This window comes from uncultured Caulobacter sp. (assembly GCF_937900395.1).
GTDB lineage: Bacteria > Pseudomonadota > Alphaproteobacteria > Caulobacterales > Caulobacteraceae > Caulobacter.
On sequence record NZ_CALCDX010000045.1, the window covers coordinates 34573 to 60159 of the forward strand.

Consider the following 25587-nt stretch of genomic DNA (forward strand, 5'->3'; position numbering starts at 1 on the left):
GAGCCGTCGACGGCTTCCCGCTAGCGACGAAGGGCGGCGAGCTCGGGGACCGCGTCGGTCTGCAGAATGCTCGCGCCCAGGTCCCGCAGATCCTTGATGCCCGCCGGGTCGCCAGCGAGCAGTCTCTGGTCGGCGTCTCCAAGGCTATTGAGCCAGACGCGCAGGCCGAGCCTGGCGATCTCCGCGCGGGCTCCCGGCGACAGGCTTTCCAGATCGGCATGAACGACCTGCGCCGCGCCGACGCTCGTCAACAGCTCGGCCAGGGGCATGTCCGTCGTCAGCCGAACCATCACGCGCGCCGCGGGATCCAGCCCCCGCACGCCCGCCAGGACCGCTGGGTCGCTATCGAAATAGAGGCTCGTGGCGCGCATCCCCGAGGCGTTGACCACCTCGACGATAGGACCGAGGCGGTCGCTCTTCAGGTCGAGATCCACCAGGATCCGGCCGCACGCCAAGGCCAGCGCGCGCGCCAGGGTCGGCGGAGCCTCATCGCTGGGCCGACCGTCCCGTTCCTTCAGGCGCAACGCGGCGACTTCGGAGGCGGTCTTGTCCTCAATACGGCCCTTTCCCGTCGTGGTCCGATCAACTGTCCTGTCGTGCATCAGCACGGGCGTTCCGTCGGTCGTCACCGCGATGTCGATCTCGACGATGTCGGCGCCCTCGGCGATCGCGGCCTCGATCGCGGCCAGGCTGTTCTCGGGCGCGCGGCTGTGCGCGCCGCGATGGGCGGCGATCATCAGGCCCGCCTCCGGCTTGGCCAGTCGCGCGAGCGCCGCGCTCATGGCGGGCGTCGCGGCGCAGCGGTCCGCGGACGACGGCTGCGCCGCCCGCGCGGCGGTGGCCGCCGCAAGGCCAAGCAAGGTCGCCAGGGCTACACGTCGGATCATGGGGCGCGTTTCAGGTCGAGTTCGGCGCTCTTGGGCGCCAGATCGATCAGCCGCGCGGCCTTGCCCCGGGCCGGCTTGCTGAGGCGGAAGGCGTCATAGAGCGCGCCGGTCGCGGTGTAGGCCTTGTAGGTCAGCTCGCCGCCGTCGACGCTGATCGCCTGGAACAGCTGCACGCCGGTGGCCTTGCGGGTGGCCCAGCCGCGCTCGCCGCCCACATACTGCTTGGGCCCGGCGACCGAGACCACATAGACCGGAGCGCCCTTGCGTCCCCGGGCGTAGGTGTGGTCGTGGCCCTGCAGCACCAGATCAACGCCGTGCGTCTGCAGGACGGGTTCGAGCGCGGCGCGGAGCTCGGCGTTGTCGCGCCCCTTGGCGGTCGAATAGATCGGATAATGCAGGAAGACGACGGTCCAGGCGTTCGGATTATCGGCCAGACGCGCCTCCAGCCACTTCAAGGTCGCCTCGGCCAGTTCTGGATGATCGCTCATCGCGTCGGCGTCCAGCGATAGGAAACGCACGCCCTGATAGTCGACCTGGTAGACCGTCTCCGCCAGCGCCGGAACACCCGCCGGACCATTTCGCGGCAGGGTGAACTGCTGACGCCACTGCAGCGCCAGGACCTGACGCCCATCGACGGGCGGCCCATATTCGTGGTTGCCGGGGCTGGGCAGGGTCAGCAGTTCGGCGTGCAGGTCCGGCGCCATATCGAACCACTCGGCCCATTCGCGATCGGCGTCCGAGCGGTTGATGAGATCGCCCGCATAGAGCGCCAGGGCCGCGTCCGGCGCCAGGCGGCGAGCCATGCGCATGACCCGCGAGCCGTGGCTCTCGACCTCGTTCTGCACATCGCCGAAATAGAGGAAGGTGAACGGCTTGGCCGTTGCAGCGGCGGTGCGGACCTGGCGCCAGGCGCTGAAGGTCCGTCCATCGCCCACCCGATAGACGTAGAGTGTTTCAGGCTTCAGCCCCTCGATGACGGCGCTGTGGGCGGTAGCCGAGACCGGCGCGCCGTTGCGGGGAACGTACTGAACCACTTCGCTGTCGGCTATCACGGTCGAAACGGCGTCCTCGAACGCCGGGCCGGGCGTGGCCTCGGCGTATTCCACGAGGCCCTTGCCCGCGCCGACCTCCATGCGCCAGGTCACCGCGAAGCCGCGCGAAGGATCCTCGGTCGGATTGACGATCAGCCGCTGGGGCTTTCCGCCCACGATCACCGGCTCGGCGGCGGGGCGCGCCTTGGCGGGTCCGTCGGCGCTGACCGGACCCGCGGCCAGCAGCAGGGCGGCCAGCGCCACACCGCAACCGAGAGCGGCCGCCGGACGGGACGATGCGCCAGGGGCGCGGGGCGCTTTGAAGCTGTGGGTCATGATGGGCTCGGATCAGGCGTTCAGGGAAGGGAGAGGTCGGCGCGGCCAAGGGGAAGCCGCGCCGACGCGGCGCCCCGAGGCGGTCGGGAGCGCCGGCGCCGAAGGACCGCACGCGGGCGATCCGCCGGCGTAACGGTCAGAGCTTCCAGTCGAAGCTGAGGCTGATGTAGCGGCCGTTCTCGATGTAGTCGCGGATGCCGCCCTTGGCCTTGCCGAAGGTGTACCAGTAGGTGTGGCTGTCCAGGGCGTTCTGCACCTTGAGCGTCGCGGCCATCCGGTCGTTGAAGTGACGGCGGACCATCAGGTCGACGAACTTGTAGTCCTGCTCGTAAGGATCGTTGCCGTAGTCCTCGATGTCCTCGAGCGACTCCGATTGGTAGCTGTAGGAGACATAGGCCTCCCAACCGTTGCGCTCCCAGAAGACTTCCAGATTGGCCAGGCGCTCTGGCGTTTCCATCAGCGGCAGCTCCAGGCCGGCCGGATGCCAGCTGATGCCGGTCACGGCGCGGGCGCGCTGGAAGGTCATGTTAGCCGCCACCCCTAGACCGTCGAACGGCGCTGGCAGCCAATGCAGGATCTGGCGAGCGTTGAACTCCACGCCGGTCACCTTGGCGGACTTGCCGTTCATCGGCGTGGAGACGTCGACGCCGGTTCCGTCGGTGTAATTCTCCGTCGTGCCGTCCTGGATGACGCTGGACGAGGATCGGAACAGGAAGTTGCGGATGTCCTTGTGGAACAGGCCGACCGAATAGGCGCCGGTCTTGCCGTTGTACCATTCCAGCGAGGCGTCGTAGTTGACCGCCTTCATCGGCTTGAGGTTTGGATTGCCGGTGGTGACGCTCTCGAGAACCCACTTGTCCTTGGGATCGGTCTTGCCGTCGCCGTTCGGGTCGGTGTTGTAGCCGTATGACTTGGCCGAGCTCATCCGGTTGATGTCCGGCCGCGAGAAGCTGGTCCAGATCGCTCCGCGCAGGATCAGGTCGTCGCGGAACTTGTAGTTCGTGTGGATCGACGGCAGCACGTTGACGAAGTCGGACTTGTCGCGCGTGAAGGTGTCGCCCTTCAGCGGGTCTTCGAGCCAAGCCTGGATGTCGTTTTCCGTGCGCTCGACGCGCGCGCCGGCGATCACCTCGGCCTTGCCGAATTGCGCCTTGGCCATCGCATAGCCGGCCAAGATGGTCTCCTTATAGTTCCAGGTGTCCTCGTTGGAGACTTCCGCCGCGTCCGGCGACGTGGCCAGGCCGCTGAAGAACGCAGACTTGCCGTCCTGGGCCTTGCGCAGTTCGGCCATCATCTTGTCGGTGTCGATCGTGACGCCCAGGCGGTATTGGCCCGAATAGACGCCGCCAAACAGGCTGTCGATCGACGTTCCAAAGTAGGGTGCGAAGTCGGCCATCGTGCCGCTGCGGGTCAGGTCGATGAAGCTGCCGCCGGTCTTGCGACGCTCCGACACCGACATCTTCACGCCCGCCTTCAGCTCGCGCAGCCAGTCGCTGGAGGGCGCGTAGGCCAGGTTGAACTGGGCCTGCTTGAGCGTCTCCTCATTCTCACCGAAGCCCGCGGTCATACTCGAATACTTGAAGGCGGCCGGGTCTTGAACAGCGGCCATGCCCGCGGCGTTCAGCACCCACTTGGGAAAGCGAGGGTCGCCGGCGGTCGAGACGAACACGCCCTTATTGCCCAGCCAGTCATAGGCGTCGGTGCGGAACTGCAGCTCGAACTCGTCTTTGATGTTGTCGCGCGAGTTGGAGTACGAGACGTCGTAGTCGATGGTCAGGTCGCCAAACCGGCTCTTGCCGCCCACCGTCGCCGAGCCGAGCACGCCCTCGGTCGAGCCGCCTTCCCAGTAGCGACGCAGCCGGAAGCCTTGCGGATCCCAGAGGCCCGAAGCGCCGTCCAGGCTGTAGAAGCTCTTGGTCTTGCGATCGGCGTCGGTGATCCGGCCGTCCTTGTTCTGATCGACGATGTCGTTGACCGAGTAGCTGTAGACGCGCACGCCGTTCTCGACGCCGACCACCGCCTTGTCGGGCGTCATCAGGTCGGTGCGCGACTTGTCCTTCTGGACCAGACGCTCGGAAATGCGGTCGGCGTAGTTGCGGAAGTTCAGCCGGTTACGGAATTCGGTCTCGTCATAGACGTTGTACTGACCGCGCAGGTGGACTTCGTGGTCGGCGTTGCGCCAGTCGAGCGAGGCGTTGAGACCCTTGCGCTCGACCTTGGTTTCGCCGGCCGACAGCTCGACGCCGAGCGTCTGGAAGGTCGAAGTGTCGAAGTCTCGCGACTTGTTGGTGGCGAACCAACGGGCGGGCATGTCGTCGCCCGATCCGCCGACCTGCTCGAACTGCGAGTTGCGGCGCGAATAGCTGGCGGTGACGAACAGCCCGAGGTTCTCGTTGAACTGCCGGCCGAAGGCGACCTGCGCCTCGCCGGACTTTTTCCGGTCGCGCTTGTCCAGCATCGTGCCTTCCAGCGACACCGCCAGATGGGTGGGATCGAAATCGAAGGCGGTCGGGGTGCGGATCTCGACCGAGCCGCCCAGGGCGTCGCCGTCCATGTTGGGCAGGATCGACTTGAACACGGTGATCGAGTCGACGCCGGCGGCGGGCAGGAAGCTCAAACGCACGCCGCGATAGAAGTTGTCGCCGGGCGAGCCCATGCCGCCCAGGCGCACGCCGTTGACCGAATAGGTGTTGTACTCGGTGGCCAGGCCGCGGATCGAGATGCGATCGCCCTCGCCCGTCGTATGGTTGCGGACCGCCGAGACGCCCGGCAGGCGCGCCACCGCCTCGGTCAGGTTGGCCGACGGCAACTTGCCCATGTCGTTGGCGCTGACCACGTCGGTGATCATGTCGGCGTCGCGCTTGGCGTCGAGCGATTTGCGCAGACCGGCCGCGTAGCCGACGACGATCAGCTGGTCGACCTCATCGGCGGCGGCCAAAGGGCGCTCACGCAGCACCACGGCCCCGTTGATGACCTCGACCGTCAGCGGCGCGGCGGAAAGCATCTGCTTCAGCGCCTCTTCGGCGCGCATGCGCCCATCGACGGCCGTCGACTGGCGGCCGCGGGTCAGCGCCGGATCGGCGGAAATGGCGACGCCCGAAATCCGCGAGAACGCCATCAGCGCCGCGCCGAGGTCCTGGGCGGGAATATCGAAGCGGGCCTCGGCGGCCAACGGCGCGACAGGCGCGCTCTGCGCCAAGGCCTCGCCGGCCCCCGCCGCCATCGAAAGCGCCGCCACGGCGGCCAGAAGTCGAGACTTGTAGCTCATCAAACGCCCCCAGAACCTTGAGCCCGTTTTTCGGGTCTCGAACGGGGTAGACAGCGTCCGCGGCAAGATCAGACAGGCGTCGTAAAACTTTTATTTTTCTACGGGAGGCGAGACAGACATCCGAAACGATGAGATATTATCCCTTCACTGACGAATATTGTAACTATGGTCCCCGCAATGGTATTTTCACTCGGGTCCATTCGAGGCGAGCTTCACAAAACTGCCGTACAGTTCGGCTAACGCCGCCGCTGATCGAGCCCGCCTTCGGGGCGCGGCGAGGCCTGGAATCCGGGGATGGCTCAGAACGAACCCGTGCCGGTCTTCGAGACCGTGCGCGCGCACGAGACGCGGCTGAAGGCCTATGCGCGCCGCCGCGGCGCCGACGGCCACGAAGCCGAGGATCTGTTTCAAGAGACGGTGCTGCGCCTTCTGCAGCGGGCGCGCCGTGCGCCCCTGCTCAATCCCCTCGCCTATGCGTTTCGCGTGCTCGACAACCTCATGCGCGACCGTCGCCAGGGCCCCAGCTTCGAGGCTTTGGACGATGCCGAGGCTTGCGAGCAGCCGGGACCGGTCGCTCTTCTGGAGGGACGGGAATTGGCCGAAGCGTTCTCTCGCGCGATCGCTAACATGCCGAGGCTGCGCCGAGAGGTCTATTTGAGGCGACGCCTGGACGGCCAAGCCTATGAACGCATCGCGCTCGACCTGCGCCTGACGCCCGAGGCCGTCCAAAAGCACTACAGCCGCGCGTCGGCGACCCTACGCAAGGTCCATCAGGACGCCGCGCGGGGCGAAGGATAGACCGCATGCGCGACACCCCATTCGACAGCATCGATGATCGCCAGGCGGCGCTTTGGGCCGATCGTCTCCTCTCCGGCGTCCTCCCCCGCCCGGAGGCCTTGAAGCTAGAGGCCTGGCTGGCGGCCCATCCGCGCCGCAAAGTCTTGCTGGCGGCGCACCGCGATTTGATCGCCTCGCCATCACTGCATCAGGCCATGGTCGGCGCCCGCGCGAGCTCCCCGATCAAGACGCGGCCTCGCAGGCAGGGCATGACGATCTGGGCTCTGGCCGGCGTCACGGCGGCCGCCGCGTGCGTCGTCGCGATCGGCGTCTGGCCCCGCCCCGCCCTAAAGCTCGAGACCCCTCAGGGCCGACGGCAGATCGAGGTGCTGGCCGACGGCTCCAGCATGACCCTGAACGGCGATACCGAGGCGCGCGTGGCCTTGGCGCGACGCGCGCGGGATGTGCGTCTGGATCGCGGCGAGGCCTTCTTCAAGGTCGCCCACGATCCGTCCCGTCCGTTCACCGTCCATGCGCGCGACGCATCCGTCACGGCGTTGGGCACCGCCTTCAACGTCAACCGGCTCTCGGACGCCACCGAGGTCACCGTGCGCGAGGGCAAGGTGAGGGTTGTCTCGGCCGCCGCGCCCAACCGATCGGTAGTCGTCGTGGCCGGCGAGAGCGTCAGGGTCTCCGCGCGCGGGATCGAAGGGCGGCTCCGCTTCAATTCCGCCGCCGCCGACGACTGGCGCAGCGGCTGGATCGAGCTGAACAACGGCCGGCTCGGCGATCTGGTGATCGAACTCAATCGCGCCAACGCCCGCCAGCCGCTCCGACTGGGCGGGCCGGCGCTGGCCGATCTTCGCCTGACCGGGCGGTTCCGAGCGACCGCCCCGCGTGAGACGGCGCAACTGGTGGCGGCGACCCATGGCCTTACGCTACGCGAAGGAACTGACGGGATCGTCCTGACCCCTCCGAACTGACCTGCCGGAGACAGCGCCTAGCGAGCGGCGGACGAGACCAGGCTCGCCGCTTCGGCCGCGGACAACCAGCGTCCACGCCTGAACGTCCCCGCGCCGCCAGGCCCGGAAAGGCGAAACTGCGAGAACCGGGCGTCCTCGGGCTGCAGCATGGTGCGCGGGTTGCCGTCCTTGCCGGTGTACCACATCTGCGTCCATCCCTCCGGCGCGATATGGTCGTCCAGCCAGCAGTCGATAAAGGCGGACATGCCGACATACTTGGGATCGCCATAACGACCGTCGGGAAACTGGCTCGAAGGCCGCCAGGGACGGCCGAGATACACCGAACCCGGCTTGGTCCCGGCCTCCTTGGTGAGACGGCACTGGTGGAAGACAAAGCCGACGGGCTGGTCGATCGGCGTGCTGGGCGCGACGATGTAGCCCTCGACGGGATCGACCGGGCGGGGCTGCGAGCGAATCTCGCAACCGCGGAACAAAGCCCGCCCCGCGCCAAAGATGAAGTCGTAGCTGCCGGTGATCAGGCAGCGTTCGAACAGGCTGGCGCCGGCGTCTGGAAAAAGGGTGTCCTGATAGCCCAGGATATTCACGTCGCTCAGGCGCGCGCGGTCGGAGCCCTTGTCCAGCATCAGGGCGACAGCCTGCGGGCCCGCGCCGTCGTGCGAGTGCAGCCCGCCGGGCTTGGACATCTCGGCCAGGCCGTCAAAAGCGTTCTGGATCGTCAGATGGCTGGCGGCGAAGTCCGGCGCCCGCACGAACAGGGTCGGCGTCCGGAACGTGCCCCAGCGCTTGCCGTCCGGCGCGGTCAAGCCCGAGGCGGCCAGGTGGCTGATCACCGAGCCCTTGCGGTCCTCGCCCACCAGATGGACGAAGGGCTTGTCGATGACGACCTGCTCGTCCCAGACGCCTCGCGTGACCAAGATGCGGAACGGCCTGGCCCCCTTCGCCGGAGCCGCCGCCACCGCCGCCGAAAGGCTGCCATAGGCCGGCGCGGAGACGGGAGGCTTCCCCTCCCCCCGCCACAGCACCGCGTCATAGCGCCGGGCGGCGAAGGCGGAACCGCCGGAAGCCAGCAGAGCCGCGCCCGCCAGAACGCCTCGGCGCGAAGGGAGCATCGTCGACATGAAGTCCACCTGCGAAAAGGGCGGGCGCCGGCAGGGGAGGCCGCCGACGCCCAGATTCCTCGGGAGGAGGAATGGCCTAGAAGGAGTAGCGCAACCCGAAATTGAACTGCCGGCCCGTGTGCGAATAGACGTAGACGCTGTTGCGGACGCTGTCGGTGTACTGATCGTTGAACTCGTCCGTGAGGTTCAGCCCTTCGAAGGTCAGCTTCAGACGCTTGTTGATCGCATAGGAAGCCGAGGCGTCGACGGTGGTCGTCGAGCGCACGCCGTCGATGTCGTTGGTGCTGGTGCCGCTGGGGACAGCGGTCAGGTACTTGTCGCGATAGGCGGCCGAGACGCGGGCGCTGAACTTCTCGTCTTCATAGTAGAGCGTCGCGTTGAAGGCGTTCTTCGACAGGCCGACGAGATCGTTCTGCACGAAGCCGGTCGGCGACCGCGCCGAGATGTAGTCGATCTTGGAGTCGACCAGCGTCACGTTGAAGATCGCGCCGGTGTTGCGCAGCAGGCCCGGCAGGAAGCTGAAAGGCTGCTGGTAGCTGATCTCGACGCCCTTCAGCGGCCCGCCCTCGGTGTTCACCGGCTGGCTGAACAAGAAGGTGTCGCTGGGCGAAACGCCAAGGCCGTCCAGCAAGCTGACCGGCAGGCCCGAGGCGTTGAACGGCTGGGAGATCCGCGAGGTCTGAATGTAGCTCTCGATGTCCTTGTAGAAGAGGCCGACCGACAGCAGGGCGTCCTTGGCGAAGTACCATTCGGCCGACAGGTCATAGGTCGTGGCGCGGATAGGCTTCAGGTACGGATTGCCGGAGCTGACGCTGAACACGCCGACCGTCGACAGGCTGCCGCCGGGCGTCAGGCTGCCGAGGTTCGGACGGGTCATGACCTTGGCCGCGCCGAAGCGCAGCAGAAAGTCGGGCGTGACCTCGGCCGTCAGGTTCAGGGCCGGCAGGACATCGTCATAGTCACGCTCGACCGTCGTCTGCTGAGCCGCGCCGGCCACCAGCTGATAGCCGGTCGAGCTCTGCTCGGTCTTCACGTAGCGCACGCCGATATCGCCGCGGATCGGCCAGGCCAGGCGGTCGGTCTGGAAGTCCAGCTGGGCGTAGGCGGCGCTGTCCTTCTCCTCGACGCTGCGGATGTTGCCGCGCGCGTTGGAATTGGTGGCGCCCGAAAGCTCGAACAGGCCCTTGCCGCTATAGATGTCGAACAGCTTGGCGAAGGCGTCGAGGTCCGGAGCCGCCCAACGGGTGGGAATACCCGACGCGCCCAGGCCATCGCCAAAGCCCGAGACCATCTTGGTCAGGCTCGAGAGCGTGACGCCGGCGGGCAGGGTCGGAACGACGGACTCATTGACCCGCGCCTGCGCCCAGGAGTCGAAGTTGTACGTCTTGAAATTGACCCCGACCTTCAGCGACAGGCTGTCGTTGAGGCGGTAGTCGCCGTCCAGCTGGGCCGTGGCGATCTTGTTGGTCACGCCCTGCGGCCGCAGGCGGATCTCCGACCGCGCGGCGCCGAAGTTGTAGGCCAGCGGATCGGTGACATCGAAACCGAAGTTCATCGACGGCAGCTTGGCGTTGTTGCGATAGTCGTACGAGAAGCCGTCCGCGTTCTCGCGGTTCAGGATCACCGTGGTCTGGATCGGATTGTCGAAGTCCGACTTCGAGAAGCCCACCAAGCCGCTCAGCTTGAAGCGGTCGCCGAACTCGTGTTCGGCCGTGAAGGTCGCCTGGCTGTATTTGGTGTCGAGCTTGTCGAAGCGAGTCTCGCTCTCGACATCGACATCGTCGAACAGGCCATAGACCATGTCGCCCTTGGCGTTGACCACGCCATCGCGAACGATGATCTCGGGGCGGCCGCCTTGCGAGGCGTTGCGGGCGAAGGACAGGGCCTCCAGCCAGTTCTCCTCGCGCGTCGCCTTGAAATCCGAATAGAGGACGTCGAGGCCGATCAGGGTGCGATCGTCGGGCCGCATCTGGAACGAGCCGGTGAGCCCCAGGCGCTCCTGGTTGTGGGTCAGGCGGCCATAGCGCGGGAAGCGCGGGGTGAAGACCGTGGCTGAGCTGGCTTGGGCGAAGGGCGAGGCCTTGTTGAAGCCGCCCACTTCCGTGCCGTTCAGCCAGCCGCCCGAGCCGTGGCCCTCTTCCAGCAGCTCACGCTTGGTGTAGGCCACCGAGACCAGAGCGCCGAGTTTACCGTCGAACCAGGTGTTCGAGGCCAAGACCGCCAGGCGCGGGTCCCAGGACTTGGAGAGGTCGTTGTAGCCTTCTTGAGCCGAGACCACGAGGGTCGCGCCCTTGTAGTCGAATGGCCGCCCGGTCTGCAGGTCGACCGTCGCGCCCAGCGAGCCCTCCTCGGTCTGGGCTGAGGCGGTCTTGCGCACCGTGATGCTGTTGAAGAGCTCCGAGGCGAAGACGTTGAAGTCGAAGGCGCGGTTGCGGTTGGCGCCGCCCGAGCTGTCGGTGCCGCTGGTGGTGCTCTGCCCCTCGACGCCGTTGATCCGCACACGGGTGAACTGCGGGCCAAGGCCGCGGACGGTGATCTGGCGGCCCTCGCCGGCGTCGCGGGCGATCGAGACGCCCGGCACGCGCTGGATCGACTCGGCGAGGTTGGCGTCCGGGAAGTCGGCGATGTCCTCGGCCTTGATGACGTCCACGACACCGCTCGCGCGGCGCTTGATGTTCATGGCGCTCTGCAGGCTGGCGCGGAAGCCGGTGACGACGATCTCCTCGACCTCGGCCGCGGCTTCGGGCTCCTGGGCCGCGACGGGCGCGGCGGCCTGGGCGGCGATCAGCGGCGCGGGGGCGGTGGAGGCCAGTTGCAGCGAGGCCGTCTGGCCCAGCACCGCGGTGCGGCCATTGTTGGAGACGACGGTCAGGTCGGCGCCGCGCAGCAGCCGCGCCAGGCCTTCCTCAACCGTATAGGCGCCGCGCACGGCGTTGACGCGCTTGCCCTGCACCGCGCCCTGCGGCGCCAGAATCTGCAGCTCGGCCTGTTTGCCGAACTGGGGAATGCCGGTGACGGCGGGCTGCTCGGCCACGTCGAACTTGCGCACCTGGGCCTGAGCGCTGGCGGCGGCCAGCACGGCGGTCGCACCGGCGGCGAGCATCAGATAGGATTTGGTGTTGTGGTTGCGCAGCGACGTCCGCATGCGGCCCCTCCCTCTAGGTGTTGTTAGAGCGGCGCTTCTGGGAGCGCCTGCCTGGAGCGATGAACCGGAAACCGGTTTCCGTCAGCAGCCGCACAAAAATTTTCGAAGGGACGTCAGCCGCCTCGCAGGACGATGGTCTCGCCGCCCAGGCTAACCTGGCCGTTGAAGGTGGTCGCGGCGGCCTCGGCGAAGCCTTCCGGATCATTGGTGCGGAACCAGCCGACGAAGCGCTGATCGGCCAGACGCGGATCGGCCACCACGATCTTGCGATCGTTGTAGCGATTGAACTCCGCCGCCGCCTCGGCCAGCGTCTGACCGTCCAGGACGATCTGCCCGTCGCGCCAGGCCAGCTTGCGTCCGAGATCGGCGTCGGCCATCGGCGAAGCTGGCGCCCCGCCGTCATTCTTGGCGAACAGCCGTTGACCGGCGGCGACGCGGCGCGGCGCCCCCTCGCCGTCCCGCGTCCACACCTCGACGACGCCTTCGGTGACAAGGATGTCGCTGCCGCCCTCGCGCTTTCGCACCGAGAAGGCCGTGCCCACCGCGCGGACGCGCACGGGCCCGCTCTCGACGACGAACGGACGCTCGGGGTCCTTGGCGACGGCGAACCAGGCCTCGCCACGCTCGAGTTTGACGGCCCGAAGGCGCGGCCGCATGGTGATCTCCAACTTGGAGTCGGTGTTGATGGCCGCGACGGAGCCGTCGGACATCGGCACGCGCCGGATTTCGCCCAGGGCGGTGTCGTAGCGGCGCGCCAGGAGACGCGGCGCGACCATCGCGGCGGCCAGACCAGCGGCCAGGGCGCCAAAGCCCGCCACCAAACGCCGGCGACGGATCATAGACGAGCCGACGTCGCGGGCAGCCTCTCCGCCCGCCAACACGCTGGCGCGGTCCATATGGGTCCAGGCGGCCTCGGCCCGCACATAGGCGCCCAACCGACGGCGGTCGCCGGCGAGCCAGGCGTCCAGCTCGGCGCGGAGGCCGGGGTTTTGGCTTTCGCGATCGACGCGGACCACCCATCGGGCGGCGTCCGCCTCGATGTCAGCGGCGCTTTCGCGTTCGACCATCGGTCTTCTCTCCGCCTTCCCGATCTCTCGTTCCATGGCTGCGCGCGGGCGCATCCTGTTCGGTCATCGCCGCGAGGATGGCCCGAAGGCCCCTCACCGCTTCGTTCTCGACGACATGCTCGGTCACGCCCAGCCGCCGGGCGATCTCGCGCTGGGGCACGCCCTCGATCTTCCGCATCTCGAAGATCCGACGACAGCGATCGGGCAGGGCCGCGATCAGCCCCTTCACCCGCTCAAGCTCGCGCCGCCCGGAGACGATGCGTTCGGCGGAAGGATCCTCCAGAGCCAGGTCCAGGGCCTCGATCTCGCTGACCGTCTCGATCCGCACCACGCGGGCGCGACGGATTTGCTCCAGCGCGACGCTGCGCGCGGCCTGGAAGAAATAGCCGCGCGGCTGGTCGATGTGATCGATGTTGGTCAGGGCGGCCAAGCGGCAATAGGTCTCCTGGAGGATGTCGTCGACGTCCCCGGCCGCGGCGAACGAACGCCTCAGCCAGGCGCGCACGGAAGCCTCATGGGGCAGAATCTCCCGCCCCAACCAAGCCACGACGCGCGCGCGTCCTTCCGACAACGTTTCCCGCCCTTGTTTTCTGGTCGTCATACACACCGATGCACGGGCGCGAATTTTCCGTCAAACAATCACGATGTCGTGGCGAGCGAGCTTGCGTCGCCACGGCGGCGCCGTCCTCATCCGTCGCCGCGGCGACGGGCTTGCTCAGGCGACCACCACCTCGGCGTGGGAGAAGGCGTCCTGGAACGCCGGCGTCAAGGGCGCGTCGGTGACGAGGATGTCCACGTCCTTGAGGGCGGCGGTGTGGACCAGACCGATCCGGCCGAACTTGCCCTGGTCGACAGCCAGCAGCACGCGGCTAGCCGTGGAATAGGCGATGCGGCTCATGATCGCCTCGCTGGGCGAATGGTCCATCAGGCCATGCTCGAGGCTGACGGCGCCGACGGTCAGGATCGACAAACTCGGCCGGAAGCCGGCCAGGAAGTCCTGGGCGTGCCGGTCCGAGAAGGCCTGATAGGCCGTGTTCAGTTCGCCGCCGGCCAGGAACAGGGTATGCCCCCTGTCCTTGCGGACCGCCTGGGCCACGGCCAGCGAATTGGTGATGATCTTCAGCTGGCGGTGCTCGCCCAGCGCCTTGGCCACGAAGCATGAGGTCGAGCCGCTATCGAGGAACAGGGTGTCGCCGTCGGCGATGAACCTGACCACCGCCTCGGCGATGCGGGTCTTGCCCGCCACGTTCTTCTGCATGCGCAGGTCGAACGGGCCCTCGATCTCCTGCGGCGGCAGGCGGACCGCGCCGTGCAGCCGCACGATCGACCCGGCCTCCTCCATCACTCGCAGCTCGCGCCGGATCGTCTCCTCCGAGACCGACAGCGCCTTGGCGATATCGGCGATGGCGCGCGTCTGGTTTGGCTCCAGGAGGTTCAGGATGTCGCGCTGACGATCGTGGCGTTTGAGCATTCTATGTCCGTCTCCGTCGGCGACGACTCGCCGACCAAGTTTCCGGAACACTATCGCTTGCGGCCCGGAGCATGAAGAGCGCCCCCGGCCGGCGGGGATGGGGAGGACCGGCCGGGGACGAAGCGGTCGCTAGAAGGCGACGCGCAGCTGGATCCGCGCGTAGCGCGGGGTCTGGTACTCGACCGGCTTGCGGTAGTTGGTGTCCGCCACGCCGCTGCCGCCGACGTCGCCGAACTCGTGGTAGGCGGTCACCGCGTGCGAGTTGAAAAGGTTGAAGACGTCCAGTCGCAGCGAAGCGTCGAACCGGTCGCCCGGCGTCGGGATGGTCACGACCGCGGAAGCGTTGAACTGGGTCACCCAGTCGCCCTCGAAGGCCGAGCCGCGGTCGACGACCTTGCCCTGGCAGTAGAAGCCGTAGCCCTGATAGCCGTAGGCGGTCGGGTCGACGTCCTTGGGCACGATGCCGATGCAGCTGTACTTGCGCGGCGACTGCACCAGGCCGTTGCCGCCCAAGGTCAGCCAATCGTTCACCTGATAGCTGCCATAGGCCTTGAGGGTGTGGCGGCGGTGGTTGGGCAGATAGCCGTCGGCGCCGTTCAGGAAGCCCGGCGAGTCGAAGTCGGCCGTGGTGTTGATCGCCAACTGACCATTCTCGGACCTCACGCCGCCCTCGTAGTTCCCCTTCAGGCTGGCCCAGGTATACGAGCCCGACACCGACCACTTGCCGTCGAAGGCCCGGTCGAAGGTGGCCGTCAGGGCGTTGTAGTCGCGCTTGGGCTTGGGATAGGTCAGATCCGCGGCCGACAGGGTGACGACCGGCTTGGAACCGTCCGGCAAGCTGTTGAGGCGGATGGTGACGTCCTCGCCAGGATTGACGATCACCCACTGGCGGCCGCCGCCGAAGCTGGATTGGCACTGGGCGGCGGTAAAGCCGGCCTTCACGCAATAGGCGCGCGCGCCGGTGTCGATCGCCACGTCCTCGATGATGCTGTTCAACTCGCGGTGGGTTAAATAGGCCCCGACCTTGATCAGGTCGCCGAAGCGGCGTTCGTAGCCGACCACGAACTCGTCGGCCGATTGCGGCTTGAGATTATGGGCGATCGACTCGGCGGTGTCGGCCACCAGGCCCGAGGCCGAGACCAGGCAATTCGAGACCTTGGTGTCCGGACAGGTCGTGACGCCGTTGGCGGTGGTGATGGCCGCGCCGATGACCGGATCGCCGTTGGCGCCGACCCCGTCCAGGCGGTTGTAGCGAGTGTAGGTGACCAGCGAGCCGGCGAACTTCAAGGACAGGTCGCTGGGCAGCGGCAGGTAGTAGCGGCCGAAGAAGCCATAGAGCTTGGACTTGCCGTCGCCGAAGGGGTCGCCCGAGACCGACAGGCGCGGCGCCCATTGATTACCCGGATCGTAGAAGGTCGAGCCGTCGGCGTTGCGGTTGTCGAAGCGGTCGTTGCGCACGCCGGCCTCGACCTGCAGACGATCGCCGAACAGCGACCACTGGTCCTGGGCGTAGAAGGCCTGGTTGACGGTGCTGAAGCTGCCGCTGTTGCGGTAGACGCGAGTGGTCACGAACTCGATCCCGGCCGGCAGATTGCTCTGGTCCGAGCCGGTCGAGCGGTACAGCTTGAAGGCGCCGCGGCCGATCGTCTCGAAGAACTGGGTCGCGGTGTTTTCCTCATGGTCGTAGCCGATCCGCAGGTGATGGGCGCCCAGCAGGTCGAAGTTGAAGTCGGCGTCGGCGCGGTAGAACGTCCTCTTGTCGTCGTTGAACGACTGGGCGTCGGTGACCTTGTTCAGGCCGATGTTCACGCCAGCCGTGTTGGTCCGATAGTCGACGACCTGCTCATGGGTGGTGTCTAGCGGCAGCTGGCCATCGCGGAACTTGTTGACGCCATAGGCGGCCGACAGGGTGAACCAGGGCGTGAAGACGCCGGTGTAGCGGCCGATATAGTTCTCGCCCCCCGAGCGCTGGTTGGTCCCGCCCGTCTCCGCCCCGACCGCCTTGGTCGCCGGATCATAGTTCAGGCTGCGGTTCCGGACGTCCTTGGTGGTGTCGAAATAGGTGAACTCCAGGTGCTGCCTGGAGGTCAGCCAGCCGTCCAGCTTGCCGCCCCAGAAGGGCGCATCGTCGGTGACGCGAGTGGCGTTGGCGCCAGCGGCTTGGGGCGTGAAGGTCTTCAGTTTGCGCTGGTTGTAGAGGCCGTAGAAGAACAGGCGGTCCTTGATGATCGGCCCGCCCAGCTCAGCCACCCACTCCTCGCGCTCGGCCGTGGCGTCCTCATAGTTGTTGCGGAAGGTGTTGGGCGCGCTGTCGCGCAGGTCGCCCGGCTCCCAGGTCGCCGTCACGCCGCCATGGAAGATGTTCGTGCCCGACTTGGTGACGGCGTTGACGAACCCGCCCGTCGAGCGTCCGAACTCGGCCGGATAGCCGCCGGTCTTCACCTCCACCGACTTATAGAAGTCGAACGGCACTTCCACCGGCAAGAGGCCCATGCGGAAGTTGGTGATGTTCAGTCCGTTCACGAAGAAGGCGTTCTCGATGAAGCTGGCGCCCGAGATCGAGATCTGGTTGGCGAAGCCGCTGTTCGCCGAGGACGCCCCCTGGACCACGCCCGGCGACATCAGGGCGATGTCGCGCAGCGAGCGGCCGACCGGCACGCGTTCGGCCAGTTCGCCGATCTCGATGGCCGCGCCGGTGGTGGTGATCTCGAAGTCCGGCGTGCGCATGCGGCCGGCCTTGACGACTATCGCCTCGACCGAACCGACCGGGGCCAAGGTGAACAGGTTCGAGGCGCCAGAGCGATTGATCAGCACGCCAGCCTCCGCATAGGCGTCGTAGCCGTCGGCGCGCACCGACACGGCGTAAGCTCCCGGCGCCAGTTGTGGCACGACATAGGCGCCGCTGGCGTTGGTGACGGCCGAGCGTTTGACGCCCAGCGCCTCCGACGTCAGCTGCACCACGGCCCCGGCGATCGGCTTGCCGTCGGCCGACTGCACGCGGCCCGAGGCCTGGACATTGGTGTAGTCCTCGGCGAAGGCGGGCGCCGCCGTCAGCGCGACCGCCGAAATGCTCACGCTGGCCAAGGCCAGGGCCCGCAGCGCCAGGACGCCGCCCAGGCGTCGCCCGGCTCGAATTTGATGCCTCACGACCGACTCTCCCAAAGAGAAATTTGTGCCCGACGAGCGTCGCGAACCGTCCCTCACGGCCGCCGCCCCCTCGCCGCGGTCTTCCTTAGGCGCGCTTTGTGGATGTGATGTGACATTTGTTGATTTCATGTTCACGTCACGAGAGATTGGCTTGCGCTTCGGGAGAGTTTTGACCAGAAATCCCGCGAAACCCACACAGAAGTCCAATTCACGGGCTTCATCAGGGTGTGTCAGACGTCCGCCAGAAAGGGGGCCGTCTTCAGCCGAGGGACCCGAGGTGACCAAGACTTCCCTGCTGATCGCCCTGTCGTGGGCGACAATCGTCTGCGGCTGCGCCGGCGGCGCCCTGGCTGCGCCGACCGATCCGTACTTCGCCGACATCGACGTGCGCCGCGACGCGCGCGCGGACGAGACGTCGATCGCCGGCGTGGTGTTCGACGACGCCAACCACAACGGTCGTCTGGATTCAGACGAGCATGGCGTGGCGGGCGTGAAGGTATCCAACAGCCGCGAGGTGGTGCTGACCAACAAGGCCGGCCGCTACATCCTGCCGGCGCGTCCGGACATGGCGGTGTTCGTGATCCAGCCCAGCGGCTGGCGCGTGCCGACCGACGACCGTTGGGTCCCGCGCTTCGCCTACCAGCACAAGCCGGCCGGCTCGCCCAAGGCGCTGCGATACGGCGGCCTGCCGCCGACCGGTCCCCTACCCTCGGCCATCAACTTTCCGATCATTCCCACGCACGTTCCCACAAAAACCGGTCAAAGCTTCAACTGTGCGGTGCTGGGCGACGTGCAGCCCGGGTCCAACATCGAGGTCGGCTACGTCCGCGACTCCCTGGTGCGCGAGATGCTCAACGCGCCCCGGAAGCCGGACTGCCTGTTGGCCCTGGGCGACATCGTCAGCGACGACCTGCACCTGATCCCGCGCACGGCCGAGGTGATGGGCGCGATCGGCGTCCCGCAGTGGTGGGTGCAGGGCAATCACGACTACGACCACGACGCCGACCACGACATCGACAGTTCCGACACCTGGCGGCGGCTATACGGCCCCAATAACTACGCCTTCGAGATCGGCCAGGCGGTGTTCATCGTCCTGGACAACGTCTCGTTCCCCTGTGGCGAGGATCCGCGCGAGGCCCGCGAGCGGCCGTTCTGCAAGCAGTACTGGAAGACCTACAACGGCCGCCTGCTGCCCGATCAGATGACCTTCATCGCGAACGTGCTGAAGGCGACCGATCCCAGCAAGCTGGTGGTGTTCGCCGCCCACATCCCGTTCGTGGGCTTCGACAACGCCGAGTCCCAGCCGCACCAGACCGATAACCTGGGCGAACTCTACGCCCTGGTGAAGGGCCGCCCGGCGCTCTCGCTGACCGGCCACAGCCACACGCTGGAGAACATGGCTCCGGGCGATTCGATGGGAGGCTGGAAGGAGACGGTCGGGGTCTCGACGATTCCGTTCCGCCATTTGGTGGCCGGCGCCGTGGCCGGCGACTGGTGGGGCGGCGACTACGACATCGATGGTGCGCCGATGAGCATCCAGGGCGACGGCTCGCCGCGCGGCTATGTCGATTTCGCCGTGAAGGGGACCGACTACACGCTCGACTACCGCGCCAGCGGCCTTCCGCGCGATCGCGCCATGTGGCTGTCGGTCAGCACGCCGCGCTTCCGCACCTGGGCCGAGACGATCTTCGCCTGGCGCGACGCTCCGGAAGACAGGCGCGACGCCGTCCCGCCGCTCAGCATCCAGGACCTGCCGGACGTGAAGCTGCTGACGCCTTCGGACCTTCAGGCTGGGAGTTGGCTGACCGCCGACGTTTGGATGGGCGACTCGACGACCAGGGTCATGGTCGCCATCGACGGCGGCGCGGCGGCGCCCATGGCCCGCACACAGGAGATGCGCGGCGAAGGCGTCCGGTCGGGCTCGGCCTACTCCGATCCCTTCGCTCTGCAGCGCCAGTTGACCATGGCCCGCACGGCGATCCAAAGCCGCTCTGGCGATCCGGAGGCGCAAGGCTATGTCCAGGGCCGCCAGAAGCGCCTACCGCCCATGCCGCCGCAGCCGCGCGGGTCCCGCGCCGACCACTCGCCGCATCTCTGGCGCTACGACCTGCCCCAGGGCCTGGCTGAAGGCGCCCACACGGCTGTCGTCACCGTCACCCGCGACCAGGGCGAGGCCTCGCGCGATACGCTTGTCTTCGAGGTCCGCGCAACCCGCCCGAAGCCGACCTTCGACTTCGAGCATTGGGACAGGTTCAAGAACCAGTAGGCGTGTTTGGCCGCCATTTTGACTAGGGCGCGCGAGCGCCCGCGGTCGTCAGATAGATCGGGTTGCCGATCATCAACAGGCGACCGGCCCGGTCGCGGACGTTGACCCGCACCCAGCTATCTTGCGCCCCCATCCGGACCTCGAACGCGCCCGTCGGCGAGATTCTCGGGACGATCCTGGCGCCATCCTGGATCACCTCCAGCCCAGCCGGATCGGCGCCGGCGATCACGGCGGTGAGGGCGATGGTCTCGCCGGGTCTCGCCGCCAGCGTCCCGCCCATGACCGCGCCGCGGCCGCCGACGGTGGCGGAGAGATCCAGCATCCGATCGCCTGTACCGTCGAGATCGATGAACACCCTGCCCGCCCGCAGGCCCGCGAGAAGCGCCTCGCTGGACAGTCCCTCGGCGTGGATCACCGTGGCGGGACGCCCCACGGCCGAGGGCTTGTCATGGGGGATGCCGGCGTCGTGGTTGTCGCTGCCGCCGATGGCGGTGATCCGGCGCCCCGCGTTGAGCTGGGCTTCCCAGAAGGGAACGCCCGACAGGACGCCTTCGAACCCTCCCAGCGCCTTCTCATTACCGCCATTGGCGACCTCGATCGCCTGTACGGCGTCGAAGTCGGTGTCCTTGGCGGTCCAGCCGCAACCCATGCACGGCTCCCCCGACGGCGCGGCCGGGTGGTTGATCGAGAAAATCCCGCCAGCGGCCGTCACGGCCCGTTGCAGGTCGCGGATGGTCGGGACGCTCCTCGAGCCCAGACGGAAGTCGATGAAGGCGGTCGGTCCAAAGACGTTGGCGTGGCCCTGGAACGTCGTGACCTCGCGCCCGGTCATCAGCAACAGGGCGGGGAACGAGGGCTGCAGCTCGGCCAGGGCCTCGGCCTGGCTCGTGGTGTTGTGATCGGTCACGGCGATGAAATCGAGCCCGGCGGCCTGGGCCGCAAGCACCGTGCGATAGACCGGACATGGCGCGCGTGGCGCGTCGCCGGTTACGCAGCTCCCATCGCTATGGGCGGTGTGCATATGCAGGTCGCCGCGATACCAGCCGGGCGTCGTCGCCTTTGTGAGCGTGACGGGCGGGGACGCGGGGGCGCGCTGGAACCAGACCTTCGCCTCGTAGGTCGCCTTGGATCCCGGCCGGGCGTTGGGCACGCCCAGCAGCAGGGTCCATTCGCCGGATGGCAGCGGCCCCGGGAGGTAGCTGGCCGTCGCGGCCTCGGTCGAGACGAAGAAGGTCTTCTTGTTGCCGCCGCTCCAGCCGCGGAACCGCTGGGGGTCCAGCAGGCCCAGATCGACCACCGTCCGGTTCTCGCGGCCCGTATAGTCGAAGGCGATCTCCAGGCGGGTGACGCCGGGCGGCACGTCGAAGGTCACGGGCTTGTAGGTCTGGTGATCCGCGCCCGTGATCTCGCCAGTCAGGACGAGATCCGGCTTTCCGATCTGGGCGTGGGCAGGCCAGGCGATCAGCAGAGCGATGAGGGCGAGCCAGCGAAGCATGGACGGTTTCCAAAAAGAAGGGCGGCCGAGGCTGCGGCCGCCCAAGGTCAGGGGAAGAAGTTCAGGCGGCGCCTCAGAAGCGGTAGAGCAGCGCCGCCTTGAAGGCGTGTCCGAACTCCGGCCGGCCGACGCCATAGAGGGCGCCGGCCTCGCCGCTGATGATCTGGCCGGCCCGCGGATTGCCCTCAGTCAGGCCCAGCTCGTTGGTCAGGTTCGTGCCGTAGGCGTAGATCGACAGCGCCTCGCTGACATTGAACCGCACCGTGGCGTTGACCAGCGTATAGGCCGGCAGGCGCGAGGTGTTGGCCGCGTCGGAGAAGCGGTCGCCATAGCGCTCGATGCTGCTCTCGATCCGCAGACGGCGATCCATCAAGTTGACGCCGGGGGTCAGGCGGAACGCGGTCTTGGGCACGCGCACCAGGCGGTTGCCGGTGAAGTCGCGCGTGCGGCTGGCGGTTCCCGCCGGCGGCTTGACCTGGCAGGTCGGGTCCGAGGCCGACACCGTGCAGCTCTCCTCGAACTTGTAGTCGCCGAACTCGGGGTTCTGGATCGTGGCGCTGAAGCCGAGGTCGAACCATGCGGTCGGACGGATGGTCCCTTCCAGCTCGAGACCCAGCGTCTTGGTGTCGGTGACGCTGGTCTGGTTCACATACGCCCCGGTGGTCGGGTTGAAGACCAGGCTGCCGAAGGTCAGGGCGTCATAGGCGGTATGGAACACCGTGGCGTAGAGGTCGAGCTTGCCGGTGGTCAGCTTGTAGCCGGCTTCCGTCAGGTCCATCGTCTGAACGATCGGCGCGGTGTTGGTCGCGTTGGTGATGTAGTCGCCCAGCGACGGCAGGCGGAAGGCCGAGGTGTAGCGGGCGAAGAGGCCCATGCGCGGGGTCAGGCGATAGTCCGCGCCGACGGTCCAACCGGTGTGGTCGAACTTGCGGGTGAAGCGGTCATAGACGCCCGAGCCCGCCAGGACCGTGTCGTCGGCGGGAGTCGGCGACTGGCCTAGATTGATCGTCGCGGTCCGTTCACTACGGCCGGTGAACTCCACCTTCTCCCAGCGCACGCCGGCGTCGATGCGCAGCGCCGGCGTCACCTGCCACTCGTCGGTGAGATAGAGGGCGGTGGTGTTGGACTTACCGTCGCCGTTGGCGAACTCGGCGCCATAGCGGCTTATGCCGTTCTCGGTCAGGCTGGACAGGATCTTGCCGCTCGCATCGACGGCCACCAGGTCGAGGCGTCGGGCGTTGTCGCGCACGTCCAGCAAGGCGTTGGCCGAGTAGCGGTTGAAAGCTTCCTCGACATGGGCGTGATAGAAGCCCGCCGCCACGTCGTGGGTCTGGCCGCCGATCTCAAACTTGTGCAGCAGGCGCGTGTCGTTGATCAGCTCATCCAGCGGCACGGAGACGTAGCGGAGCGACCCATCCAGCACCAGGCCATTGCCGTTCTGGCCCGCGCCGGTCGTGCTGAACACCTCGCTGGGACTGGTGGCGTAGCGCAGCTGCACGTCGGTCGCGCCGGGCGTCGCCGCCAGCAGGGCGGCGCGATACTGCGCGATGCGGGCCGAACCCAGCACCGGGGTATTGGGGAACAGGCCGATGCGCTTGGACTCCGAGGTCCGATAGCGCAACGTCTCCTGCAGGCGCCAACCATCGGCGATGTCGTACTTGAGGACGGCGGTGGCTTGGGTCAACTTGACCTCGGTGCCGCGCGACAGGTCCCAGTTGAAAGGACCCTTGGGACCGCGCAGGGTCAGCTTCTCGGTCTCCGGCCCCGCCAGGGTGCCGGTCAGCGGGTCGAAGCCCGGGGCGGCGCTGGGCTCGCCCGCCGCGTTGAACTTCAGCGGCACGCCGGCGAACAGGATGACGTTGTCGTCCAGGTGCTTGACGTTGAAGTCGAAGCTGCCGCGCTGGAAGTCGCGGCCGACCGAGGCGCGGACCTGATAGCCCTTGTTGGCTGTGAAGCCCGGGTCGCGGATGCCGTCGTCATCGCGCCAGAACCCGCCGAGGCTGGCGCGCCACTCGCCGACCGGCCCGCCGACATAGGCGTCGACGCGCTTGAGGCCATAGTCGCTACCCTGGACCTTGATGATCCCCTCGCGGGTCTCGCCCTTGCGGGTGATGAAGTTGACCGTGCCGCCCGGCGCGTAGGACGCGAAGATCGGCGAAGGCCCGCCGCGCACCACCTCGATGCGCTCGATGGTCTCGTCCAGGCGGAACGACTGGTCGGCGTTCAGATAGCCCAGGCCGCCGTCGTGCTGCACCGGCGCGCCATCCTCCTGCAGGGCGATGGCCGAAAAGCCCTCCTGCGGGATGCCGCGCGCGCGGATGTTGGCGCTGGCCTCACCGCCGGACGCCTCGACCCAGAAGCCCGGCACCGACTTCAGCGCGTCGGCCACGCCCATGGGCGAGCGCAGGCGCAGGGTCTCTTCGTTCATGGTGGTGACGGCGTAGCTGGTCGACAGGCGCGTGCGGGCGTCCGAACCCGCGCGGGCGGTGACGATTAGCTCCTCCACCGTCGAGACCTCAGGGGCGGCCCCGCCGGCGGCTAAAGGGCCGGCGCCCCGCTGGCGCAGGGTGATGACCTCGGCCGTGGCGGAGGCGATCTCCAGGTCGCTGCCCTCGATCAGACGGCGCACGGCTTCCTCGCGGCCGTAGCCCCCTTGCAAACCCGCCGTGCGGTGCTTGGCCGCCACGTCGTACGGGAAGAGGATCTGCACGCCGGCCTGACGCGAGAAGGCGTTCAGCGCTTGAGCCGTATCGCCGGCCGGGATCTTGAATTCCACCCGCGCGGCCGCTTGCGCTTGAGCCGCGACAAGCGCGACGGCGACCAACGCCGAGGTGGCCAGAAGCAGGCATGCGCCCACGCGCGGCGCTCCATGGCGCGTCAAAGACTTGATCATCGTAGTTCGCCCCATCTAGGTCGCCGAAAACCGGCGTCTCGCTCAGCAAGATGGAAGGGGCGCGGAAAACCTCTATCGAGATTTGAGAAGAATTCGTGACGATCCGTCGTCAACGATCCGTAGACCGAACGTCGTGCGCAAGGCCTCCAGGAAGCTTTCGGGGTTTCCGGTCATGAAACGGCCGCCCAGACGCATGGCGCCGACCTTAGGGTCTTCTATAACCATCTTGCGGACGAGATAGCGATTGTATTCCTCGACCGCATCTTCCAGGCGCTGGCCTTCGAAAACGATTTCACCACGACGCCATGCCTGGATGTTCTGGACCTCGACCTCGGGCGCCGCCGCGACGGCGACGCCCGCAGCGGTGACCGCCAGCGCCTGCCGAGGATCGGCGGCGTTGACGACTGACGCTTCTATCTCCCCGGCGGCGGTGCGGATCGCCGCGCGGCCGGCGAGGACGATCAGGTCCAGTCCCGAGGGTCGCAGGCGCGCGTTGAACTGGCCCGGCGTGAGATTGGCCGAGCCCGACGGCGTGAAGAGCTCGAACGGCCGAATGGCGTCATGAGCGATCGTCAGAGCGATTTCCCCTCGCCTCAGCCACAGCCGCCGGCGGTCGCGGCCGAAGCGCCAGAGCACCTCGGTGTCGGTGTTCAGCTCGACCGAACTGCCGTCGGGTAGCGACAGGCTGCGGCGCTCGCCCACGTCGGTGACGGTGCGGTCGCGCAGCCATTGGTCCCGACCAAGATAGGCGGCGCCCGAGATTCCGGCCGCCAGGGCCATGCCGCCGCCTAGCCAGGCGCGCCGGGTCATCGCGGGACGCACGCGCGGCGGCGCGTCGCGCAGGGCGTCCAGCCGGCTCCAGGCGGCCGCGACCTCGGCGAAGGCGGCGGCGCGGCGGGGGTCGGCGTCACGCCAGGCTTCGAATTCCGCGGAATCCGCACGGCCGGCGTCCAGGCGCGCCAGCCACTCCGAAGCCTGGGCGATCAGCGCGTCTCTGTCTTGATCGCCCGCTTGCGCCATGTACTCGCCTTAACTCCGGTCCTTCGACGCTCGTCCGCCGCCAACGCCTTGGTGAGCAGCGCCAACCCCTTGGCCAGGTGCTTCTCAACCGTAGAGATGGACAAGTTCAACCGAACCGCTATCTGACTCGGCGAAAGCCCTTCCATTTTCCGTAGCGTGACCACCCGGCGGCATTGTTCCGGCAACCTGTCGACCGCCTCGATCACGCGCAGCAACTCTTCCCGAGCGCTGGCGACGGCGTAGGCGTCCGGCGCGGGATCCGGCAGAGCTTCCATCTCCAGCACCCCGATCTGGCGAATGCCGACGACCTTGGCCCGCCGCACCCGTTCGAAGGCCAGGTTCCGAATGACGGTGAGGACGAAGCGCTCCGGGCGCTCCAGTCGGCGCCAGTCTGGGACGCCCAGCACCTTGGCGTAGGCCTCCTGCACGAGGTCCTCAGCCTCGGCGGCGTCGCGCGTCAGCTTGCGGGCATAGGCGCGATAGTTCGCCGCGAACGGCAGAACCGCTTCGGCGAACCATTTGTCGATGTCGCGTAGCCAAGCCATCACGCGAGTCCCGCGCCGGCGAAGACAGCCGGCTCTCGAACGCTGCACTAGCGATCGAGGATGTCAGTTTGGCGACGGCGCTCAGTCATTCGGTCAGGCCGCTCGCTGGCCTGCAAGGTATCTTCTGCGATGACGCCT

The 25587-nt window shown here is 67.5% G+C and carries 16 protein-coding genes; 3 read left to right on the forward strand and 13 right to left on the reverse strand.

Annotated elements, in window-relative coordinates:
• Positions 1 to 20 precede the first annotated feature (20 nt).
• The 3 genes from Q0379_RS03750 to Q0379_RS03760 all read right to left on the reverse strand — a co-directional run bounded on the left by Q0379_RS03750 (position 21) and on the right by Q0379_RS03760 (position 5522).
• Positions 21 to 887, reverse strand: coding sequence for a glycerophosphodiester phosphodiesterase family protein (locus Q0379_RS03750; RefSeq protein WP_299004397.1), 867 nt, complete (start codon positions 885 to 887; stop codon positions 21 to 23).
• Positions 884 to 2254 (reverse strand): metallophosphoesterase family protein, encoded by a 1371-nt coding sequence (locus Q0379_RS03755; RefSeq protein WP_299004399.1) that lies wholly within the window; start codon positions 2252 to 2254, stop codon positions 884 to 886. The genes Q0379_RS03750 and Q0379_RS03755 overlap by 4 nt, the downstream gene beginning before the upstream one ends.
• Before the next feature lie 136 nt (positions 2255 to 2390).
• Positions 2391 to 5522, reverse strand: a complete 3132-nt coding sequence (locus tag Q0379_RS03760; protein WP_299004401.1) for a TonB-dependent receptor — start codon at positions 5520 to 5522, stop codon at positions 2391 to 2393.
• Between the two features lie 294 nt (positions 5523 to 5816).
• Between Q0379_RS03760 and Q0379_RS03765 the strand changes: the two genes are divergently transcribed.
• Positions 5817 to 6320, forward strand: coding sequence for a sigma-70 family RNA polymerase sigma factor (locus tag Q0379_RS03765; protein ID WP_299004403.1), 504 nt, complete (start codon positions 5817 to 5819; stop codon positions 6318 to 6320).
• Between the two features lie 5 nt (positions 6321 to 6325).
• Positions 6326 to 7282 (forward strand): FecR domain-containing protein, encoded by a 957-nt coding sequence (locus tag Q0379_RS03770; RefSeq protein WP_299004405.1) that lies wholly within the window; start codon positions 6326 to 6328, stop codon positions 7280 to 7282.
• Between the two features lie 17 nt (positions 7283 to 7299).
• On the opposite strand, the gene Q0379_RS03775 is transcribed toward Q0379_RS03770, so the two are convergent.
• The 6 genes from Q0379_RS03775 to Q0379_RS03800 all read right to left on the reverse strand — a co-directional run bounded on the left by Q0379_RS03775 (position 7300) and on the right by Q0379_RS03800 (position 17230).
• Positions 7300 to 8400, reverse strand: coding sequence for a pectinesterase family protein (locus Q0379_RS03775; protein ID WP_299004407.1), 1101 nt, complete (start codon positions 8398 to 8400; stop codon positions 7300 to 7302).
• A gap of 76 nt (positions 8401 to 8476) precedes the next feature.
• Entirely contained in the window at positions 8477 to 11545 is a 3069-nt protein-coding gene (locus Q0379_RS03780; RefSeq protein WP_299004409.1) for a TonB-dependent receptor, read from the reverse strand.
• A 113-nt stretch (positions 11546 to 11658) separates the two neighbouring features.
• The gene (locus Q0379_RS03785) at positions 11659 to 12612 is read right to left on the reverse strand and encodes a FecR domain-containing protein (RefSeq protein WP_299004411.1); all 954 of its coding nucleotides are present in this window, start codon (positions 12610 to 12612) and stop codon (positions 11659 to 11661) included.
• Entirely contained in the window at positions 12587 to 13183 is a 597-nt protein-coding gene (locus Q0379_RS03790) for a sigma-70 family RNA polymerase sigma factor (protein ID WP_299004413.1), read from the reverse strand. Before Q0379_RS03790 ends, Q0379_RS03785 begins: the two co-directional genes overlap by 26 nt.
• Positions 13184 to 13327: 144 nt before the next feature.
• On the reverse strand, positions 13328 to 14083 hold the full coding sequence (locus Q0379_RS03795; RefSeq protein WP_299004415.1) for a DeoR/GlpR family DNA-binding transcription regulator: 756 nt from the start codon (positions 14081 to 14083) through the stop codon (positions 13328 to 13330).
• Positions 14084 to 14212: 129 nt separating this feature from the next.
• The gene (locus Q0379_RS03800; RefSeq protein ID WP_299004417.1) at positions 14213 to 17230 is read right to left on the reverse strand and encodes a carboxypeptidase regulatory-like domain-containing protein; all 3018 of its coding nucleotides are present in this window, start codon (positions 17228 to 17230) and stop codon (positions 14213 to 14215) included.
• A 277-nt stretch (positions 17231 to 17507) separates the two neighbouring features.
• Between Q0379_RS03800 and Q0379_RS03805 the strand changes: the two genes are divergently transcribed.
• A complete protein-coding gene (locus Q0379_RS03805) occupies positions 17508 to 19496 on the forward strand; it encodes a calcineurin-like phosphoesterase C-terminal domain-containing protein (RefSeq protein ID WP_299004419.1) in 1989 nt (662 codons plus the stop codon).
• Positions 19497 to 19518: 22 nt separating this feature from the next.
• On the opposite strand, the gene Q0379_RS03810 is transcribed toward Q0379_RS03805, so the two are convergent.
• The 4 genes from Q0379_RS03810 to Q0379_RS03825 all read right to left on the reverse strand — a co-directional run bounded on the left by Q0379_RS03810 (position 19519) and on the right by Q0379_RS03825 (position 25449).
• The gene (locus Q0379_RS03810) at positions 19519 to 20991 is read right to left on the reverse strand and encodes a CehA/McbA family metallohydrolase (RefSeq protein ID WP_299004421.1); all 1473 of its coding nucleotides are present in this window, start codon (positions 20989 to 20991) and stop codon (positions 19519 to 19521) included.
• 73 nt (positions 20992 to 21064) lie between these two features.
• Positions 21065 to 23884 (reverse strand): TonB-dependent receptor, encoded by a 2820-nt coding sequence (locus tag Q0379_RS03815; protein WP_299004424.1) that lies wholly within the window; start codon positions 23882 to 23884, stop codon positions 21065 to 21067.
• 72 nt (positions 23885 to 23956) lie between these two features.
• Positions 23957 to 24904, reverse strand: a complete 948-nt coding sequence (locus Q0379_RS03820) for a FecR domain-containing protein (RefSeq protein ID WP_299004428.1) — start codon at positions 24902 to 24904, stop codon at positions 23957 to 23959.
• Entirely contained in the window at positions 24868 to 25449 is a 582-nt protein-coding gene (locus tag Q0379_RS03825; RefSeq protein ID WP_299004431.1) for an RNA polymerase sigma factor, read from the reverse strand. Before Q0379_RS03825 ends, Q0379_RS03820 begins: the two co-directional genes overlap by 37 nt.
• Between the last annotated feature and the right edge of the window lie 138 nt (positions 25450 to 25587).